Annotated in this window: 20 protein-coding genes; all 20 read left to right on the forward strand. The window is 49.4% G+C overall.

What is annotated here, in order from left to right:
• Positions 1-111 precede the first annotated feature (111 nt).
• The 20 genes from PIL01S_RS11960 to PIL01S_RS29485 all read left to right on the forward strand — a co-directional run bounded on the left by PIL01S_RS11960 (position 112) and on the right by PIL01S_RS29485 (position 18,871).
• Positions 112-1,296, forward strand: a complete 1,185-nt coding sequence (locus PIL01S_RS11960; RefSeq protein WP_127537749.1) for an exonuclease SbcCD subunit D — start codon at positions 112-114, stop codon at positions 1,294-1,296.
• Positions 1,293-4,712 carry an AAA family ATPase gene (locus PIL01S_RS11965; RefSeq protein ID WP_127537750.1) on the forward strand — a complete coding sequence of 1,140 codons (3,420 nt, stop codon included), beginning with the start codon at positions 1,293-1,295 and terminating at the stop codon, positions 4,710-4,712. Before PIL01S_RS11960 ends, PIL01S_RS11965 begins: the two co-directional genes overlap by 4 nt.
• Positions 4,713-5,087: 375 nt before the next feature.
• Positions 5,088-5,441 (forward strand): hypothetical protein, encoded by a 354-nt coding sequence (locus PIL01S_RS11970; RefSeq protein WP_127537751.1) that lies wholly within the window; start codon positions 5,088-5,090, stop codon positions 5,439-5,441.
• 277 nt (positions 5,442-5,718) lie between these two features.
• Entirely contained in the window at positions 5,719-6,081 is a 363-nt protein-coding gene (locus PIL01S_RS11975; RefSeq protein ID WP_095289876.1) for a histidine triad nucleotide-binding protein, read from the forward strand.
• Positions 6,082-6,255: 174 nt separating this feature from the next.
• Complete coding sequence (gene rpsU, locus PIL01S_RS11980) at positions 6,256-6,429, forward strand: 30S ribosomal protein S21 (protein WP_005547957.1); 174 nt, start codon at positions 6,256-6,258, stop codon at positions 6,427-6,429.
• A 15-nt stretch (positions 6,430-6,444) separates the two neighbouring features.
• Positions 6,445-6,888, forward strand: coding sequence for a GatB/YqeY domain-containing protein (locus PIL01S_RS11985; RefSeq protein WP_095289878.1), 444 nt, complete (start codon positions 6,445-6,447; stop codon positions 6,886-6,888).
• A 357-nt stretch (positions 6,889-7,245) separates the two neighbouring features.
• Positions 7,246-8,562, forward strand: coding sequence for an NfeD family protein (locus PIL01S_RS11990; protein ID WP_127537980.1), 1,317 nt, complete (start codon positions 7,246-7,248; stop codon positions 8,560-8,562).
• 161 nt (positions 8,563-8,723) lie between these two features.
• A complete protein-coding gene (gene floA / locus PIL01S_RS11995; RefSeq protein ID WP_095359498.1) occupies positions 8,724-9,734 on the forward strand; it encodes a flotillin-like protein FloA in 1,011 nt (336 codons plus the stop codon).
• Positions 9,735-9,747: 13 nt separating this feature from the next.
• Entirely contained in the window at positions 9,748-10,347 is a 600-nt protein-coding gene (locus PIL01S_RS12000; RefSeq protein ID WP_127537752.1) for a hypothetical protein, read from the forward strand.
• A 174-nt stretch (positions 10,348-10,521) separates the two neighbouring features.
• Complete coding sequence (yqfC, locus tag PIL01S_RS12005) at positions 10,522-10,815, forward strand: sporulation protein YqfC (RefSeq protein WP_095289883.1); 294 nt, start codon at positions 10,522-10,524, stop codon at positions 10,813-10,815.
• Entirely contained in the window at positions 10,812-12,005 is a 1,194-nt protein-coding gene (gene yqfD / locus PIL01S_RS12010) for a sporulation protein YqfD (RefSeq protein WP_127537753.1), read from the forward strand. Before yqfC ends, yqfD begins: the two co-directional genes overlap by 4 nt.
• A 6-nt stretch (positions 12,006-12,011) precedes the next feature.
• Complete coding sequence (locus tag PIL01S_RS12015) at positions 12,012-12,983, forward strand: PhoH family protein (protein WP_095289887.1); 972 nt, start codon at positions 12,012-12,014, stop codon at positions 12,981-12,983.
• Between the two features lie 15 nt (positions 12,984-12,998).
• Complete coding sequence (locus PIL01S_RS12020; protein ID WP_127537754.1) at positions 12,999-15,248, forward strand: HD family phosphohydrolase; 2,250 nt, start codon at positions 12,999-13,001, stop codon at positions 15,246-15,248.
• 34 nt (positions 15,249-15,282) lie between these two features.
• A complete protein-coding gene (gene ybeY, locus PIL01S_RS12025) occupies positions 15,283-15,780 on the forward strand; it encodes an rRNA maturation RNase YbeY (RefSeq protein WP_095289891.1) in 498 nt (165 codons plus the stop codon).
• Positions 15,780-16,148 carry a diacylglycerol kinase family protein gene (locus PIL01S_RS12030; protein WP_095289893.1) on the forward strand — a complete coding sequence of 123 codons (369 nt, stop codon included), beginning with the start codon at positions 15,780-15,782 and terminating at the stop codon, positions 16,146-16,148. Before ybeY ends, PIL01S_RS12030 begins: the two co-directional genes overlap by 1 nt.
• Before the next feature lie 58 nt (positions 16,149-16,206).
• Complete coding sequence (locus PIL01S_RS12035) at positions 16,207-16,620, forward strand: cytidine deaminase (protein WP_095359493.1); 414 nt, start codon at positions 16,207-16,209, stop codon at positions 16,618-16,620.
• A gap of 34 nt (positions 16,621-16,654) precedes the next feature.
• Positions 16,655-17,557, forward strand: a complete 903-nt coding sequence (gene era / locus PIL01S_RS12040) for a GTPase Era (RefSeq protein WP_095289897.1) — start codon at positions 16,655-16,657, stop codon at positions 17,555-17,557.
• A gap of 101 nt (positions 17,558-17,658) precedes the next feature.
• On the forward strand, positions 17,659-17,799 hold the full coding sequence (locus tag PIL01S_RS12045; protein ID WP_095359491.1) for a YqzL family protein: 141 nt from the start codon (positions 17,659-17,661) through the stop codon (positions 17,797-17,799).
• Between the two features lie 33 nt (positions 17,800-17,832).
• Positions 17,833-18,585, forward strand: coding sequence for a DNA repair protein RecO (gene recO / locus PIL01S_RS12050; protein ID WP_095359490.1), 753 nt, complete (start codon positions 17,833-17,835; stop codon positions 18,583-18,585).
• A gap of 145 nt (positions 18,586-18,730) precedes the next feature.
• Positions 18,731-18,871 carry a hypothetical protein gene (locus PIL01S_RS29485; RefSeq protein ID WP_164764225.1) on the forward strand — a complete coding sequence of 47 codons (141 nt, stop codon included), beginning with the start codon at positions 18,731-18,733 and terminating at the stop codon, positions 18,869-18,871.
• Positions 18,872-19,079 lie beyond the last annotated feature (208 nt).

Consider the following 19,079-nt stretch of genomic DNA (forward strand, 5'->3'; position numbering starts at 1 on the left):
GTGTCCCCTTTGTTTCCGCATTGGATAGTGACATTCAGGAATGAGATGCCAATATTTGGGACTAGGCGCTCTTATGATTATGTTTTTGTAGGGAGAGGGGATGAACGGAATATGCGTATTTTGCACACCGGGGACTGGCATTTGGGAAAAACGTTGGAAGGAAGAAGCAGGCTGCGTGAGCAGGAAGAATTCGTCGATGAACTTGTTAGACTGGCAGATGAGCAGCAGGCTGATGCAGTGTTGATGGCTGGCGACGTGTATGACTCGGTCAATCCGCCTGCTTCGGCAGAGCAGCTGTTTTACGAGGCGGCAGCCAGGCTTACCGAGCGGGGGAGACCACTGGTAGTCATTGCAGGTAACCATGATCAGCCGGAACGGGTAGCCTCTGTGACACCACTTGTAAACAGACAGGGGATTACACTTGTGGGTATGCCAACGGCGGAAGCAGTGACTATTCATGCGCCTAGAACAGGCGAGACTGCCCAAATTGCTGCACTGCCCTATCCTTCAGAGGCAAGGCTTAATGAAGTTCTCACCACGGATGGTGATGAAAATGTGCTTCGTCAAGCTTATAGCCGCCGGGTTGGCATGCTCATGCAGCGTCTGGCTAACTCATTTGGTCCGGATACGGTGAATTTGGCGATGAGTCACATATATGTGCTGGGCGGGGTTGAAAGCGATTCGGAGCGCCCAATTCAGGTGGGCGGGGCTTACACCGTAGATCCCTCTTCACTATCGATCGGTGCCCAATATACAGCACTTGGACACCTTCATCGCGCTCAGGCTGTGAAAGGGGACGGCGTGATCCGGTATAGCGGATCGCCGCTGGCCTACAGCTTCTCGGAAGCAGGACAGAGCAAATCTGTAACGATGGTGGATTTGGCGCCAGGCGGAACTCCGAATGTAGAAGAAGTGCTGTTGTCCTGTGGACGCCCCCTTGTGCGCTGGAAGGCACGCGGAGGTCTGGCCGAGGTGTATCGCTGGTTGGAAGAGGGAAGAGACGCCCAAGCATTCATTGATATGGAAGTGTGGCTGGACGATGCCATGTCACTCAAAGAGATCCAGCAGCTGCGCAAGTCACATGATGGCATTATTCATATCCGTCCGGTGTATCCGGAGATGGCCGCTGCCGGATTGCTGGAGCAGCGTTCCGAGCTGCCTGTGCATGAATTGTTCCGCAAGTTCTATCAGCGTCAGACGGGCGGGGCACAGCCGGAGGACAGTCTGGTACAGCTGTTCCTTGAATTGGTGGACGAGGACGAGCCAGGTGTGCGTGAGGAGGTCGAAGGAAGATGAAGCCGATTTTATTAAAAGTGGCCGGATTGCAAAGTTACCGTGAAGCTCAGGAGATTGATTTTACGGTACTGACGGAAACCGGATTATTCGGAATTTTCGGCCCAACGGGCAGCGGAAAGTCTTCCCTGCTGGATGCCATTACTCTTGCCATGTACGGAAAGGTCGAGCGGGCAGTTAACGGAACTCAGGGGATTATGAATCATGCTGAGGATGCCCTCGCAGTCGCTTTTACCTTCGAACTGTCGTCAGCTGAAGGAGCGCGAAGATTTCGGGTGGAACGGCGTTTTAAGCGAAATAACGAAATATCGGTAAGCAATACGATCAGTAAATTTATTGAGACCGTAAATGGAGAGGAACAGGTGCTCGCTGACAAGCTAGCTGATGTGAACCGCTGTGTGGAAGAAGTGATCGGGCTCAAAATGGATGATTTTACGCGGGCTGTAGTGCTTCCTCAAGGGAAATTCGCTGAGTTTCTATCGCTGAAAGGCAGTGAACGACGCCAGATGCTGCAGCGGCTGTTTCATTTGGAAAAGTACGGGGATCAGCTTGCCATTAAGCTTAGCCGGCGCGTGAAGGATAACGATATGGTTCATCAAGCGCTCTTGGCAGAGCAGCAGGGTCTTGGCAATGCAAGTCAAGAAACGCTGGAAGAAACCAAACGTCTTCTGCAGGAGGCCGTGAAGCATGCGGAGCTTTCCCGTCAGACACTGGATGAAGCTGCGAAGGAAGCGGAACAGCTGGGTAAAATACGTGAATTAAGTCATGAACGCCAGAAGCGTCTGGATGAACAACATAAGCTCAAAGCTCTCGAACCGCAAATCGAAACCGGGGAGCAGCGCTTGAAACAGTCAAGCTCAGCAGATGCCATACTGCCCGCGCTTCAGACGATGCGGGATGCAGTTACCCAGCAGAAGCTGCGACAAACTGCAGCTTCTGCTGCACATGAACAAGCCGTGGAACACGAACGATTATCTGTGCTTGAAGCAGAAAAGGCCGAAACGACACGTGTACAGCTGGCTGAGGGCGAACCCAAGCTGCTGCTTCGGCTGGAGCAGTTGGAACAGGCCAAAGAGCTGCAGCGGGAACGAGACAGTCTTCTGGAGGACAGCGCACGTTTGAAGCAGCTTCTGGAGAAAGGACAGGCTGAGCAGGAAGTTCATGGCCAGCAGCTGGAGAAGGAAAAAGAACTGCAGCAGCGTGGACGAAAACGGCGGGAAGAATTGCAGGAAAGTCTGAAGCCAAATGAAGTCAAGTCAGAGGAGCGAAGACAACTGCAAGCTGCGCTGGAGCTTCGGCATCGGCTGGATACGGCAGCAGAGCAGCTACGTCAGAACCAGGCTGAGATGGAGACGTACAAGCAGTCTGCCAGCCTGGCAGAAAGCAAACTTCAGGCAGCGATAGGCGAAGAGGAACGCTTGAAAGAACAGCGGAAGCTGTTGATTGAACAGGCGTCGGCGGGTCTGGAGGCCATGCTTGCTTGTGAGCAGGACATCGGCCGTGAACAAAGCCTGCTGGCCGGCGCGGAGGAGCAGCTGCGCGGCTCGATGCGCGAGCAGGAGCTGCACCGGCTCTCCTCCGCCTTGCGCGCCGAGCTGCGTGACGGCGAGCCATGCCCGGTGTGCGGCTCCGCACACCACCCGCTCCCGGCTGCGCCGCCGGGAGAAGGTCCGCACGCAGGCGATGCGGACCTGGAATTGCTGCGCAGCCTGCAGGCAGAGCTGCAGGAGCTGCGCTTCGGGCTGCGCCAGCAGCTGCACGAACGTCGCAGCCTGCTGACGCAGCTTGGCGCCGCGGCCGGCGAAGCACCGGCCGCAGCCGAGGCCGCGCCTGCGGCAGCGGAGCAAGAGCCCGCAGGTTCGCCCGTACACGGGCACTCACCTGCGGACTGGGCGGCGCGTGCCGCTGCGCTGCGCGAGACCGCGCGTGCGCTGGCTGACGCCGCGACGCAAGTGCAGACGCAAGCCGCCGCGTTGCAGCAGGCGGCTGTGGGTGCGCAGCAGCGCCGCATGGAGGCGGCAGCCGCGCAGGAGGCCGGCCGTGCCGGTCTCGTCCAGGCGGAGCGCAAGCTGGCCGAAAGCGAGGCAGCAGCGGCGGCATTGCAAGGCCGCTGGGCCGCAGAACTGCCCGGCATCGCCCCAGAGGAGGCTGTCGCCCTTCATCAGGCGATGCAGGAACGCGATGCACGTGCCGAAGACATCAAGGAACGGCTGAACAAGAGTGTCACGTTTTTGGAAGAAAAGGAACAGTCCGTACAGTCCCTCCAACAAAAGCTGGTTGAACTGGACAAACAGCTGATCCAGTGGCAAACCGAGTGGCAGGGAAACCGTAAACAGCTGGCCGAGAAGGAAGAACGACTGCGCCAGTGGGTGGGCGAACAACGTGTAGAAGAGCTCATCGCTGTCACGCAGTCACAGCTGGATGGGCTGCGAAAAGCAGCAGCCGACTCGGCCCGGCGCTTCAAGGAAGCGGACAACCTGAAACAGGAGTCTGCCAAGAAAGACGTCATGGCCAGACAGGCCCTGACTTCAGCATCGGAGCATCTGGAACAGGCGCAGGCACGCTGGCAGCAATTGCTTGATCAATCTCCATTTGACTCTGAACAAGCCGTTCTGGAGGCAGCGATTCCTGCAGACGAGGCTGAGCGACTGGCAGCAGAGATTCAGCATCATCGTGAAAGGGAACGTGAGCTGGTTTCCCAGCTGCGTGAACTGGAGCAAAAGCTGGGTGGAGCAGAAGTGTCCGAAGAGCAGTGGTTAGCCTGCACAGAACGTCTGAAGTTACGACGTGCTGAGGATGAAGCTGCGCTAAGTGCGAAGGCTCGTGCAGAACGGGATCTGGAAGATGTTCAGCAGCGTCACGTTCGCTGGACCGAATTGGAGAACAAACGGGTAGAAGTGAGTCATCACGGGGAGCAGCTCAGCAAACTGCAGGCAGCCTTCAGAGGCAATGCATTTGTAGAGTATATTGCAGAAGAGCAGCTCATGCAGGTTAGCCAAGCTGCGTCACAGCGTTTGCGTTTTCTTACGAAGCAGCGCTATTCACTCGAGGTGGATTCGGGCGGTGGATTTGTCATCTGCGATGATGCCAACGGTGGAGTTAAGCGTCCGGTATCCACTTTATCTGGTGGAGAGACCTTCTTGACCTCGTTGTCCCTGGCACTCGCCTTGTCCGCACAGATTCAGCTGCGCGGCCAGTACCCGCTTCAATTCTTCTTCCTGGATGAAGGATTTGGAACATTGGACCCGGATCTGCTGGATACGGTCATTACATCGCTTGAGAAATTGCATGATGACCGTTTGGCCGTCGGGGTTATCAGCCACGTACCGGAACTGCGGGCTCGTCTGCCGCGCAAGCTGGTTGTTATTCCTGCGAGTGAAGCTGGAGGCGGTTCACGGGTAGTATTGGAGAGTCTCTGATATACAGATTTTCTTTGCCTGCTCCGAAAGCTAATAAAGCTTTCTGACTTTAACAGCAGGAGAATCGGTATTGACTTGCTTCCACTGTAAAATAAGAGGATATTTAAATTGAATCTTGTGAATTGGAGTGAGTTACCTCACAGATACAGGTTCAACCAGCTGTTATACTACAGTCAAGCCGACATACCTTATGTAAAGTACCCCGGCGGACGTTTGATCAGGAAGCTTCCCGGTCAGACGTCCGCGGCAGCTGATTTCATTCGAAATCCGCTCATGGGGTGCTTCTTTTTTTTTGCCCTGTTCCTTTAGTGTCAATTCGCCCAGATCTGAATACCATGAAAGGGTGATGAAGCACGATAAGGGAGGCGTACTGAAGTGGAGAAGTTGGAAGCGAAGAAGATCTGTAAGGAACACATTCATCGTTATGTATGTGTACAGATGAAGGATGGAAGTCATTATGACGGTATTATGGAAAATGTGGATGACGACATGATTTATTTGGCAGTGCCTGTTGGTCCTGAAGCCGCGCATCATGCAAATTGGGGACCAAATGCGATGCCGGGAGCAGGTTATCCCGCATCTCATGCTCGTGGATATTATCCGGGGTACGGTTACCCGTATCCATATCCATATCCCTATCCATACTATGGTTACGGTCGCAGACGTTTTAACAGACTGGTGCTTCCCTTGATCGGGCTGACTGCTTTAACACTGCTGCCATACTATTAATGAAGGACTGAATGTCAGATTAGGATTTTAAACAACCATAAGGACCATTCTCATCCTGGCAACAAGCTGCTGCCTACCTGGATGTAGAAAGGTCTTTTTTTGTGCTGTTCATCAATGAATAGAGAATGAGAATTGTACGGGGTGTTAAATGGCATGCTAGCGTAGGGGTAGCTTATTGAGTTTAACTATTTTTCATGTATAGATTGGACGTCACTTTTTACTTACGGTATGATAGAGAGGCATACATAAATCTTCAAATCAAAGGAGGGTATGAACAATGGATTGCTTGTTTTGCAAAATTGTAGAGGGCAGCATTCCCTCCAATAAAGTTTTGGAGAATGAACATGTGGTTGTCTTTCACGACATCCAGCCCGCTGCACCGACACATGTCCTCGTTATTCCGAAAAAACATATTGCTTCCATGAATGATGTGACAGCAGATGATATAGCACTGATTGGTGAGGTTCATCTGGCAGCACAGGAAGCAGCGAAACGCCTTGGGGTCGATGAGTCCGGTTATCGTTTGATTAATAACTGCGGCAAAGATGGGGAACAAACCGTCCATCATCTGCACTATCATCTGCTTGGAGGCACCAGACTCGGTGCGCTGACAAGCCTATCGGATTCGCACAAATCATAATGGATCCTGTGCTCTACATCTCCTGTTGGGTGGAGAAAAAAGAAGCACTGTGATTCGCATAAATAAAGTGATCATTACGTTAAGGTTGACACCTTTATTACCTTTCGCCTATAATGAAAGGTGATGAACCGTGTTATTGCTCTTGGACGGTCTGGTCGGAGGGAGGGAAAACTGGTGTCTGAAACTAAAGTTCGCAAAAACGAGACTATTGATGCTGCACTTCGTCGCTTTAAACGTTCCATCGCTAAAGATGGCGTCTTGGCTGAGGTGAAGAAACGTAAGCATTATGAGAAGCCAAGCGTAAAGCGCAAGAAAAAGTCCGAGGCTGCTCGTAAGAGAAAGTTTTAGGAGGATTTGAACAACATGAATCTTAGCGAACGATTGAACGAAGATATGAAGCAAGCGATGAAGAGCAAGGACAAGTTCAAGCTCTCCACCATTCGGTTGATTCGTTCGACGATCAAGAATCTTGAAATAGATTTGAAAAGAACTTTGGATGACAACGAAGTGCTTGATATCCTGAGTCGTGAAATCAAACAGCGCAAAGATGCCCTCCAAGAATTTGACAAAGCGGGCCGTGAAGAACTCGCGGCAAATGCAAAAGCGGAAATTGATATAATTGGTCAGTACCTTCCCGCACAGCTTACCGAAGAAGAAATTAAAGTTATTGTACAGCAGACCATCCAGGAAACCGGTGCTTCTTCGAAAGCCGAGATGGGGAAAGTCATGGCGGCCCTTATGCCGAAAGTTAAAGGCAAAGCGGACGGCAAACTGGTTAATCAAGCAGTTCAACAATTTCTGCAATAAAGCAATCAATGAACACCTCCTGACTTGTCAGGGGGTGTTTTTTCCTGTTTACATGGTACTGAATGTACACTTCAGACTTCATTAGATTTAGCATGGGAGAATTCGATGTAAAGGATAAAGAAACAGTACAATTTTCAAAACAGACAAAAAATTTACTTTAAAATGGTTATTATACATAAAATTAGATTTAATATCTTGCAATTCCTCTGGCTTTCAAATATAATTTTAAGATTTTGAAACGAAATGTTGCATTGTACGTAATAAATACCATAAGCTGGACAGTATAACAATAATGGAAAAGGGGGGATTATTGTGAAGGGAAAGCGCCGGAAGAGGCTTGCGGGGCCATTGTTGCTCATGATGCTGCTAACGTTGCTGCTTCCTCTGTGGGTTGGATCGCCGTCTGCACATGCAGCTGAAAAGAGCGGCGCCGTATATATTATTCCGGTTGATAAACCAATCGAGCAGGGGCTAGGCAAGTTTATGGAGCGTGGCTTCAAGGAAGCTGAATCGATGAATGCTGGCCTGATTGTTCTCGATATCAATACACCGGGAGGACGGGTCGATACGGCGGAAGAGCTGGGTACCCTGATTAAGGAAAGTCCTGTTCAGACCGTTGCTTTTGTCCGCGGAGATGCTGCTTCGGCTGGAAGTTTTCTGGCCTTGAATGCAGATAAGATCGTAATGTCGCCAGGAAGTATGATTGGTGCGGCAGCGATGGTGGACAGCACGGGTAAGCATGTGGATGATCCGAAGCTGGTTGCATTCTGGAAGAGCAAAATGCAGGGAGCGGCTGAACAAGGCGGCCGTGATGGCAATATTGCTGCCGGAATGACAGATGTCAACATGGTTGTGGAGATGCCGAAGATCAACAAAACGAAGCAAAAGGGTGAAATTATTGCCTTATCAGCCGAGGAGGCGCTGAAAGTGGGATATGCGGACCACATCAGCTCAACTCCGGAAGAGGCAGCAGCATGGCTGGGTTATGGTCAGGACGATGTATTTACTGTGGAGAGAACTGCAGCAGAGAACATATCTTCTTTTCTGACGAATCCTGTGGTGATGACTATTCTTTTGTTCCTGGGAATTGCAGGTGTAATCATTGAACTGATTGTGCCCGGATTCGGAGTGCCTGGTATTGTGGGGATTGTTTGTTTTGTCCTCTATTTCTCAGGGAACTACATTGCTGGATTTGCAGGAGCAGAGACATGGGTGCTGTTTACGGTTGGACTCATCATGATGATTCTGGAGATGTTCATTCCAAGCTTTGGTATCCTGGGCATACTGGGATCCATTGCGCTTGTTGCTGGTGTCGTGCGTGCGGCTTATGACACAAGTGATGCATTTGTATCACTGGGAATTGCTTTCGGAGCAGCGCTGGTGGTTATAGCCATCGTGGTGATACTGTTTAAAGACAGAGGCATATGGAATCGATTTATACTCAGTGACAGATTGTCTGCCGATCGAGGTTATTCATCTGCCACAGAACGTAAAGAACTGATTGGTCTCCAAGGGATCAGCCTGACTCCACTTCGTCCTTCTGGAACAGCAATATTTAATGGGGAACGGGTCGATGTGGTTTCGGACGGGGACTTTATTCCAGTTGATACACCGATTATTGTGGTTAAAGCCGAAGGCACCCGGATTGTGGTCCAACAAGCTTTGCCAGTGTAAGACGCTTGTTTTGCCGGAGTTCTGATGGGCTTCGGCAGTGTACATAACCATAAGGCAGTGCTGCTTGCCGAATGGTGTTTTTCTAAAATTAGCAGCATAATCTTTTAATCTTTTAAGATGATTTTTTACAAAATTAAAGTGCAAATGGAGGAATTTTGACTATGGAACCAACCTTGATTACGGTTTTGCTCGTTGCGGTAGTTGCCATTATCGTATTGAGCGTATTCTTCAGCTTTTTCCCAGTAATGCTCTGGATCTCGGCCATTGCATCCGGTGTACGTGTCGGAATTATTACACTAGTAGCGATGAGACTCAGACGTGTAACACCTAGCCGAATCGTAAATCCAATGATTAAAGCAACCAAAGCCGGTCTTCAGCTTTCAATGAACCAACTGGAGAGTCACTTCCTGGCGGGTGGTAACGTTGACCGTGTAGTAAACGCTCTGATTGCTGCTCAGCGTGCAAACATTCCACTGGAATTCGAACGTGCTGCAGCGATTGACCTCGCAGGTCGTGATGTATTGCAGGCTGTACAAATGAGTGTTAATCCGCGTGTCATCGAGACACCAATTGTATCTGCGGTAGCCAAAGATGGTATTGAAGTTAAGGTTAGAGCACGGGTTACAGTTCGGGCCAATATCGACCGTCTCGTCGGTGGTGCCGGTGAAGAGACGATCATTGCCCGTGTCGGTGAAGGTATCGTAAGTACAAACGGTTCCTCGAATTCCCACAAAGACGTTCTGGAAAATCCGGATCTGATCTCCCGTACTGTATTGTCCAAAGGTCTGGACGCCGGTACAGCTTTTGAAATCCTGTCCATCGATATTGCGGACGTGGATGTAGGTAAGAACATTGGTGCGTTCCTGCAAACCGAGCAGGCTGAGGCTGACAAACGCATCGCTCAGGCGAAAGCGGAAGAACGTCGCGCAATGGCTGTAGCCCAAGAGCAAGAGATGAAGGCACGAGTAGTGGAAATGAGAGCGCGTGTGGTTGAATCTGAATCCCAAGTACCTTTGGCGATGTCCGAAGCACTTCGTAGCGGTAAAATCGGGGTTATGGACTACATGAACCTGAAAAATATTGAGGCTGATACTCAAATGCGCAATACTTTGGGAAAACCTGGTGAAGGTTCGAATTCCAATGATCAGGGTGATTCCAAAAACGGAAGATAGGCGGTGAGTGCATATGGGCCTATTTGAATGGATTTTTGATAATCTGTATATAGTGGCCGTCATCGGTTTTGCGCTCTTCTCTTTCTTGGGAAAAGCCGCCAAATCGGCTGATCCGAACAAAAAGCGTCCTGGCAACGGGATGCCTACATTTGGAGGCAGCGGTAATTCAGAACGGGATGATCGCTCGAGAGACAACTCATCTCCACAGCAGTCTTCCGGACCAGCAGATCCCCGTTATGATGAACAGTATGACGATCGATATGACGAAGAGCAATATGAAGATCGTTATGATCAGCCTTATTCGGAACCTGCTGCATCTTCTCGCCCCGCAAGTGACTACAGAAGTGAGGGCTCTATGAGCGCCATGGAAAATTCACTAGAGGAACAGATGAGAGGAATGGAACAACAGCAGCGCTTGATTGAAGAGCGATTGAATCGCATTTCTTCTGCAAATAGACCCGTTGTGTCTGACTCCGGCTGGGATGAGTCCAGCACCGATGAATCGGGAGCGTCTCCGCTCCGACCGGCGGATATTCGCACGGGTGTATTATGGGCAGAAGTACTGGGTTCTCCCCGTTCCAAGCAACCGTTCGGTACGCGAGGGAAACTGTAGCAAGTCAAGCTATTGGACGGGAATAGAGCCGTCTCTGGTGAGCAATATGCCAGAGACGGCTTTTTTTGTTGTGCTCCTTTTTAAAGAATTAATGATCTAACAGAAGCTGTAGTTTTCATAAAATCATGTTTCTCCGCATAAGTTGAACTGTAGAGGAAGGGGGAAGACCTTCGTATGACCCGGATCAGCCGCAAGCTGCGCAGATGGACCAGTGAGGTGCTGGATTTGCCGCAGGACGTGCTTTATGATATGCCACGGTTAACCCTGATCGGCAGCAAGCAATTGTATATCGAAAATCATCGCGGTGTGATCCATTTTACGCCGAATCGCATTGTTCTGGCATTGACCCAGGGTCAGCTCGAGATTAAAGGCGTTGATCTGATGATTCGCAATATTTTGCCGGATGAAGTGGCGGTGGAAGGAACAATTCTGGATATACATATGAATGGAGCGGAGGGAAACGGATGAAACAGCCCAGTCTGTACAAACTGCGAGGTGCAGTCCGAATAACGGTCACTGGGGGAGACATCGAAGCGCTGATCAACATGGTGGCAGAGCAGGGACTGGAAGTGTGGAACCTGCGTGCCCATGATGGACGCAAGGCAGAGATGAATATTCTGCTGCCGCATTTTTTTAGGCTGCGTCCTTTGTTGAAGCGGACAGGCTGCAGGGTGAAGGTGACGGAACGCAGCGGGATTCCTTTTTTTATGGCCAGATTAATGAAAAGAAAGTTCTTCCTTGGGGGTATGGTGCTTTTCGTGATTGCCATGTTTGCATTATCATCAATGGTCTGGAATGTTGAGGTGAAGGGGAATGTGAAGATCCCCACCGATGTGGTGCTTGCTGCAGCCAAAAAAGAAGGGATATATCCTTTCCAGTGGGGGTTCAGGCTCCAGAGTCAGGACAAGCTTTCCAGACAGCTGGCTTTGGCACTTCCCGACGTAACCTGGATCGGCGTGAGCAAAGAGGGGACAACCATTACCATTCAGGTTGTAGAGTCTGCACAGCCTCAGCGTGAACCGCTGCTGAATCCAAGGCACTTGGTGAGCAAATCGGATGCAGTCGTTACTCAGATATATGCAGAACAGGGGCGTCCTGTCGTACAGAAGGATACGCGTGTTAAGAAAGGTCAGGTATTAATATCGGGTATTTTGGGTGATGAAGAGAATACGGAGAATGTTGTGGCCAAAGGCGAGGTTCGTGGACTCGTATGGCGTGAATATGAGGTGGAAGTGCCTCTCGTGCAGAAGCATAATACCATGACAGGAGAGAGTAAGGAACGTTTTTATGTTGTGCTTGGGGATTGGGCTGTTCAGCTCTGGGGATATGGGAAGACGCCTTTCAGTTCCTTCAATACGGCGAGTGATCATAAGCCGCTGACGTGGCGATCCTTCACGCTTCCGATGGGATGGTTGACTGAGACCGATATGGAGACCACCCAGCAAGAGGAACAAAAGACGGTGGAGTGGGCCCGAACGAAAGGGCTGGAGGGAGCCAGAAACGATATTATCGCCAAAAATGGCAAAGGAACGAAAATTTTAAGTGAAAAAATTTTGCATGAGAAGAAAGAGAATGGTAAAGTTTATATGAAAGTATTATTTGAAGTGGAAGAAAGCATTGCGGAAGAACTTCCGTTAGTCCATAGTCAAGGAGAATGAGGCTATTTGTCAGAACAAACACGCAGCATACGAATCTCCCTCCAGAGTGCGGGAGAGGGTCAATCTCTTTTTGGACCCCAAGATATTTTTCTGAAACTGATTGAATCCGAGATTCCCGCCCAGATCGCTTCACGCGAAGCGGAAATTGTGATTCACGGCAATACAAAGAATGTGGAATCGCTGGAACAATTATTCGATGTGTTACTGCAATTGGTGCGAAACGGGTATGTGCTAACCGAACGAGACGTCAGCTATGCCATTGAACTGGCCAAGGATCTGCGTGCAGACCAGCTGCTTGATCTGTTCAAGGGTGAAATTACGACGACTTACCGTGGCAAACCGATTCGTGTTAAAACCATTGGACAGAAGCACTATGTTACGACAATTAAAAAACGTGATGTTGTATTCGGCATCGGTCCAGCCGGTACGGGTAAAACCTATCTGGCCGTTGTACTGGCGGTTGCAGCACTCAAGGAAGGCAGCGTCAAGCGCATCGTGCTTACACGGCCTGCTGTCGAAGCGGGCGAGAGCCTGGGCTTCTTGCCTGGAGACCTGCAGGAAAAGGTTGACCCTTATCTGCGGCCTTTGTACGACGCCTTGTATGACGTAATGGGACAAGAGCAAACGGCCAAGGCACTGGAGCGCGGTTTGATCGAAATTGCGCCACTGGCATATATGAGGGGGCGTACACTCGATGACTCGTTCATTATTTTGGACGAAGCCCAGAATACGACGCCGGAACAGATGAAGATGTTTTTGACCCGTCTTGGTTTTGGTTCCAAAATGGTCATTACCGGAGACGTAACGCAAATTGATTTACCTCGCGGCAAAAAGTCTGGACTGGTGGAAGCAAAAACGATACTCAGCGAAGTTGAAGAAATTGGATTTGTCTATTTTGCCGAGCAAGATGTTGTACGTCATTCCCTCGTCCAAAAAATTATCGTTGCATACAACCACGCCGCAGAAAATCAAGAATAGAAGGGATTGTCTAAAGTGACCTCGAAGGAACTGTCAAAAGGCAAATCTTTTCAGAATAGAACCACAGGATGGAAGTATAGCGTGTGGGCACGCTATCTTCTGTTTTTGTTTCTGGTGATTCTCTTCTACTTCAGTCTGGCCTCCAAGCTGCTTCCCGAGCGGTATGACATTCAGGAAGGCACACGAAGCGAAGTGGATATTGCTGCGCCCATGCAGATTCCAAACACGAAGGCAACGCTGAAAGCTCAGGAAGAAGCTGCTGAGCGTGTACAGCCGATCTATCAAATTGTGCAGCTGCGAAACGAAAATTTGATGACCACCCTGCTGGACCGTATTGACCGTTTGAATCAGGATGACCAGATTTCCAGTCAGGACAAGATTGATATCTATCGTGATGAGATTCCGCAGCGGCAGAAGGATTTTGTGTCCAACTTTATCAATAACAATCGGAAAGCGGGTACATATTCCGAAACTCTTTTGGAAGAGATCAGAAACGTGGTGCAGGAGCAAAGCTACCGAATTCCGGAAGAAACCTATATCAAGATATCTCGCTTGACCTCGGAGGATATCCAGGAGATGAAGTCCGTTGGACGGGATATCGTGTCCAGATTGATGACGGATCAGATCAGTGATGCTACGACAGCAAGGGCAAAAGTTGCCGAAATGGTAAGTGTAAGTTCCCTTAGTAAGCGTACGCAGCGTGAGGTTGTTCAAGAGCTCGCCCGCCTTGTAGTAATGTCCAACCGTTTCTATGATGAAGAGGGGACTAAGGAAGCCAAGGTACAGGCTCGTGAAAATACACAGACCGTCTATATCAAGCAAGGTGATACACTGGTTGCCAAGGGCGAAATGATAACCCCCGAAATGTACGCGCTTCTTGATGAAAATGATTTGTTGAAAAACGAAGTGAACTACTGGCCGCAGCTGGGTCTTCTCATGCTGTCTTGTCTGCTGTCGGCAGCAATTCTGATGTATATTCAGCAATTCAGCGGAACGCATTTCAAATATAATAATGCACAGCTGCTGATGCTTGTACTCATTTTCATTATTACGATTGTGCTTATGCATGTAACGGCATTCATCCAGACAGCAGACAAGTCATATGTCGGCTTCCTTGCACCAGTTGCAGTGGGCGCGATGTTAATTGCCTTATTGCTGGATACATCGCTTGCTTTCGTTTGCTCGATCATCATTGGCATGTTGTCAAGCATCATCCTGAATACACATCAAGGTCAGATTTTTGATTTTGAGCTTGGCTTCTTTGCGGTGCTGGTGTCTTTTGTTGCTATATTCGCGACATACCGGGCAAGCCAGCGATCCACCATCTTAAAGGGGGCCATCATGGTCTGCCTGTTTGGTTCAATTGCCGTCTTTACACTGTCATTGATTGATACGGGGGATTGGAACCGTACTACAACGCTGTACGGCGTTGGATTTGCTTTTGCAGGTGGTGTATTAACAGCGATTCTCGTTATTGGGCTTATGCCGTTTTTCGAAACATCGTTTGGTATACTATCAGCACTGAAGCTGGTGGAGCTGTCCAACCCGAACCACCCGTTATTGCGAAAACTGCTGACGGAAACACCGGGCACATATCATCACAGTGTCATGGTAGGAAACCTGTCGGAGGCCGCGGCCGAGGCTATTGGAGCGAATGGTCTGCTCTGCCGAGTAGGTTCGTATTACCATGATATTGGCAAGACCAAGAGACCGATATATTTCATTGAAAATCAGAACAATATGGAGAACCCTCATGATTCCATTGATCCCAAATTGAGCAAATCAATTATCGTTGCGCACGCACGGGACGGTGTGGAAATGCAGAAGGATTACAAGCTCCCGAAACCGATCCGGGATATTGCGGAGCAGCATCACGGGACAACCTTCCTCCATTACTTCTATCACAAAGCGCTGCGTCAAGCCGAGGAAGCGGGAGTGGAGCCTGACTTTACAGAAGAAGATTTCCGTTATCCAGGTCCAAAAGCCCAATCCAAGGAATCGGCTATCGTGGGGATAGCAGACAGCGTTGAAGCAGCAGTTCGATCCCTACGCAAACCGACTGTGGAACAAGTGGAATCCATGATTGAGAAGATTATCAAGGGGCGTCTCGATGATCATCAGTTTAACGATTGTGATCTCACCATGCGTGAATTGGATATCGTAGCAAAGACCTTGAAAGAGACGGTAATGGGAATTTTCCACTCCCGGATTGAATACCCGGAAGAGATCAAAAAACCGAAGCCGACCTCACCTGAAGCAGGTTGACTTACTAATATGAGCAGACAGGAGTTATGAAAGAATGAGTCTTAACCTGGCATGGAATAATGATCAACAGGATAAAGAAATTACTGAACAGATGATTGCAATGCTGGAGCAATTGCTGAACCTGGCAGGAGAAGCTGAAGGCGTGGCCGATGGAGAAGTTGCTCTCACATTTGTGGATGATGCTCAGATTCATGAGCTGAACCGCGATTACCGCGGAATCGATCGTCCGACAGATGTGCTGTCATTTGCCATGAATGAAACCATGGATGAGGAACTGGACATCATCTACGAACTGGATGAGGATGAAGAGATGGAGGAGATGCCAGATGTTCTCGGTGACATCATTATCTCCGTTCCTCGTACGATCCTGCAAAGTGAAGAATACGGGCATTCATTTGAACGTGAGCTGGGTTTCCTGTTTGTGCACGGTTTCCTGCACCTGCTCGGATATGATCATCAGGACGAAGCAAGTGAAGCCGAAATGATGGGCAAACAGGAAGCTGTACTCGCCCAGGCCGGGTTGACACGATAATGAAAAGGCGCTCCTGGAGTCTGGTGTTCCGCAATGCGGCAGAAGGAATCGTATACGGTTTTCGGACACAGCGAAATGTAAGGGTTCATTCGGGAGTAGCCGTCATCATGTGTTCGGCAGGATTTATCTTCGGGATTTCGAGGACAGACTGGATGTTTGTGCTGACAGCCATCTTTCTGGTGCTGGTGACCGAATTAATGAATACGGCTGTAGAGGCAGCGGTAGATCTGGCACATCCGCATATTCATCCGCTTGCAAAAGCGGCGAAAGACACCGCGGCTGGCGCAGTTTTGCTGGCGGCGGTGTTCGCTGTAGTCATCGGATGTATGGTGTTCTTCAAACCGGTTTTACATTGGCTTGGTTTCTGATAAGCCTGCTATAACAAGAAGTTTATTTTAGTGATAACCTGAGGGAGAGATTTGGATTATGGATAATCAACAGCTCATGCAAGAAGCCATTAAGGCACGTGCCAAAGCGTACACACCTTATTCCCATTTTGGCGTAGGAGCAGCTCTGCTCGATAGCGAAGGCAATGTGCATCATGGATGCAATATTGAGAATGCTGCCTATACACCAAGCAACTGCGCGGAGCGAACAGCACTTTTCAGTGCGATCGCAGGGGGGCAGCAGCCTCGCAGTTTCAAGGCCATTGCCGTTGTAGGAGATACGGAAGGTCCAATCGCGCCATGTGGCGTGTGTCGCCAGGTTATGGTTGAGCTGTGTGAGCCGGATATGAAAGTCATCATGGGCAACTTGAATGGTGACCTGCAGGAAACGACGGTTGCCGAGCTGCTGCCTTGGGCTTTTGGTCCGTCAGATTTGGATTTTGCCAAAAAATAAACTATTCCAGGCCTAGGCGCCTGAGGAGGAACATATGAAGAAAAAAGCATTTAAATCGGGTTTTGTAGCTATTGTTGGACGTCCTAACGTTGGTAAATCGACTTTGATGAACCAGGTTATTGGCCAAAAAATAGCCATTATGTCAGACAAGCCACAAACCACTCGTAATAAAATACACGGCGTTTACACATCCGAAGACAAGCAAGTTGTCTTTTTGGACACACCGGGTATTCACAAACGGCAATCCAAGCTGGGTGACTATATGAACCAGACTGCCTTGAATACACTCGGGGAAGTGGAAGCAGCTCTGTTCCTGATTGACGCTTCCGAAGGAATGGGCGGTGGTGACCGTTACATCGCAGAACAACTGAAAAATGTTCGGACTCCTGTCATTTTGGTGATGAACAAAATTGATAAAATTGAACCGGAAGCGCTGCTGCCGCTTATTGAGGAGTATCGCAAGCTGCATGATTTCGCAGAAATCGTACCGGTCTCTGCCAAGCTCGGCAGCAATGTAAGTACACTGCTCGATCAGATCGGCAAGTATTTGCCGGAAGGACCGCAATACTACCCGGAAGATCAGGTTACAGACCACCCGGAACAGTTCGTTTGTGCGGAGCTGATTCGGGAGAAGATTCTGCAAATGACCCGGGAAGAAGTCCCACATTCCATTGCTGTAACCATCGAGGATATGAAGGTTCAGGACAACGGGGTAGTATACATTTCGGCCGTTATTTTTGTAGAGCGTGACTCTCAAAAAGGGATTATCATTGGTAAACAGGGAGCGTTGTTAAAAGAAGTTGGTAAACGTGCGCGTACGGATATTCAGAACCTGCTCGGTTCGAAAATCTTTATGGATCTGTGGGTTAAGGTGAAAAAGGATTGGAGAAATCAGGACCGCGTTCTACGTGATCTCGGCTTCCACCGTGACGTTTAATCGAACAAGTATCCATTAATTGCAACACATAGTTTACCTTGCAAGACTCCATCCTAACTGGTAGATGCAGACGTCATTTCCGAAGAGAGGATGAAATTCTGATGCGAGATTTTTCGTGGAAGGTTTTTGCAATGACGGGGGATGTGGAGTCCTATTTGTTGTATACCGAGGCTTGTGCGCCAACAGGACAGGAGTCTGATACTGCAGGGGAAGTGATAGAAGATGAAGAAGCCGAGGGTTAATTGGCTGATTCGGGAATGGTTAGGTGACGAGGCATGCTATACAGGGTGGAAGGGATTGTCATCCGCAGCATGGACTACGGCGAGGGAAACAAAATTATTACGCTTTGCACCGAAAGTGGTGGAAAAGTAGGCGTACTCGTCCGTGGTGCCAAAAAGCCCAAAAGCCGACATGCTGCGCTGGTGCAGCCGTTTACGTACGGTCAATACGTATATTTCCGTAACACGGGCCTGGGGACACTAAATGCGGGCGAAATCATGGAGTCATATCATGAGCTGCGGGAAGATTTGGTTAAAGCAGCTTATGCATCCTATGCATGTGAACTGCTGGATCGGGTCCTGCAGGATGAGGAAACAGGTGCTTTCTGGTTCAAGCAGCTTAAGGCTTGTCTTCAGGCGTTAAAGGAAGAGAAGGACCCCAGCGTCATTACCAGTCTCTATGAGATGAAAATATTACAATCGGCGGGCTACGGCCCGTCGCTTGATGAATGCATTTCATGCGGCCAGGAACGGCCGGATGAACAGTTGTTTGTAAGTCCAAGGCTCGGTGGTGTGCTGTGCAGAGCCTGTAAACACTTTGATCCACCCGCGTTGTCTGTAAGTCCCAAAGCTCTAAGGTTACTGCGGTTATTTGCACAGCTGGATTTGCAGCGACTGGGCAACATATCCGTCAGTGAGGCTACTAGAGATGAAATGAAGAAGATCATGAGAGCCTTCATGGATCACCAGCTGGGTCTCAATTTAAAATCCCGTTCTTTTCTCGATCAGATGGAGAAATACGGGATTTAAGGTGTGTTTTCTGGGTATGACAAGATTCACTTGACTTTGCACTCTTTTTTATTTATTATGGACTATAATTTCTCTTTTGGAGACATGCATTGAACGAGAGAGTAGGGGACCTGATTTATTATTCTCGTAGATAGGCCAAACGGTCTTGACTACGATAATTGAGCGAGCCTGGGATGGTGCAAGCCGGGTTGAATCGGTCTGTGAAATGGCACTCGGGAGCATGAATGGACACGGAAAAGTGGGCTTGCGTGAACAGGTTATCCTGTTTTGTACACAAGCCAAGTAGGGTGGAACCGCGGGAGTAGCTCTCGTCCCTACGTCTGGACAACAGGCGTAGGGCGAGGGCTTTTTTTGATTGTGGAATTATTTTCCGGCAAGGCTGGTGGATAGATTCCGGGAATCTCTCGCAAAACGCGTTTTGTCCGTTCTAAGTCGGGCTTCGATCGACGCTTGTGCAAATCGGAAGTTTTTTCAGCTTGCCAATAAACTCATTG

This window comes from Paenibacillus illinoisensis NBRC 15959, assembly GCF_004000925.1.
Lineage (GTDB): Bacteria > Bacillota > Bacilli > Paenibacillales > Paenibacillaceae > Paenibacillus > Paenibacillus illinoisensis.

Excerpts from the sequence above, each read along its gene's own strand:
- PIL01S_RS11960 (WP_127537749.1), top strand. The coding sequence starts at position 112 with ATGCGTATTTTGCACACCGGGGACTGGCATTTGGGAAAAACGTTGGAA.
- PIL01S_RS11965 (WP_127537750.1), top strand. The coding sequence starts at position 1,293 with ATGAAGCCGATTTTATTAAAAGTGGCCGGATTGCAAAGTTACCGTGAA.
- PIL01S_RS11975 (WP_095289876.1), top strand. The coding sequence starts at position 5,719 with ATGGATTGCTTGTTTTGCAAAATTGTAGAGGGCAGCATTCCCTCCAAT.
- PIL01S_RS11985 (WP_095289878.1), top strand. The coding sequence starts at position 6,445 with ATGAATCTTAGCGAACGATTGAACGAAGATATGAAGCAAGCGATGAAG.
- PIL01S_RS11990 (WP_127537980.1), top strand. The coding sequence starts at position 7,246 with ATGATGCTGCTAACGTTGCTGCTTCCTCTGTGGGTTGGATCGCCGTCT.
- floA (WP_095359498.1), top strand. The coding sequence starts at position 8,724 with ATGGAACCAACCTTGATTACGGTTTTGCTCGTTGCGGTAGTTGCCATT.
- PIL01S_RS12000 (WP_127537752.1), top strand. The coding sequence starts at position 9,748 with ATGGGCCTATTTGAATGGATTTTTGATAATCTGTATATAGTGGCCGTC.
- yqfC (WP_095289883.1), top strand. The coding sequence starts at position 10,522 with ATGACCCGGATCAGCCGCAAGCTGCGCAGATGGACCAGTGAGGTGCTG.
- yqfD (WP_127537753.1), top strand. The coding sequence starts at position 10,812 with ATGAAACAGCCCAGTCTGTACAAACTGCGAGGTGCAGTCCGAATAACG.
- ybeY (WP_095289891.1), top strand. The coding sequence starts at position 15,283 with ATGAGTCTTAACCTGGCATGGAATAATGATCAACAGGATAAAGAAATT.
- PIL01S_RS12030 (WP_095289893.1), top strand. The coding sequence starts at position 15,780 with ATGAAAAGGCGCTCCTGGAGTCTGGTGTTCCGCAATGCGGCAGAAGGA.
- PIL01S_RS12035 (WP_095359493.1), top strand. The coding sequence starts at position 16,207 with ATGGATAATCAACAGCTCATGCAAGAAGCCATTAAGGCACGTGCCAAA.
- era (WP_095289897.1), top strand. The coding sequence starts at position 16,655 with ATGAAGAAAAAAGCATTTAAATCGGGTTTTGTAGCTATTGTTGGACGT.
- PIL01S_RS12045 (WP_095359491.1), top strand. The coding sequence starts at position 17,659 with ATGCGAGATTTTTCGTGGAAGGTTTTTGCAATGACGGGGGATGTGGAG.
- recO (WP_095359490.1), top strand. The coding sequence starts at position 17,833 with ATGCTATACAGGGTGGAAGGGATTGTCATCCGCAGCATGGACTACGGC.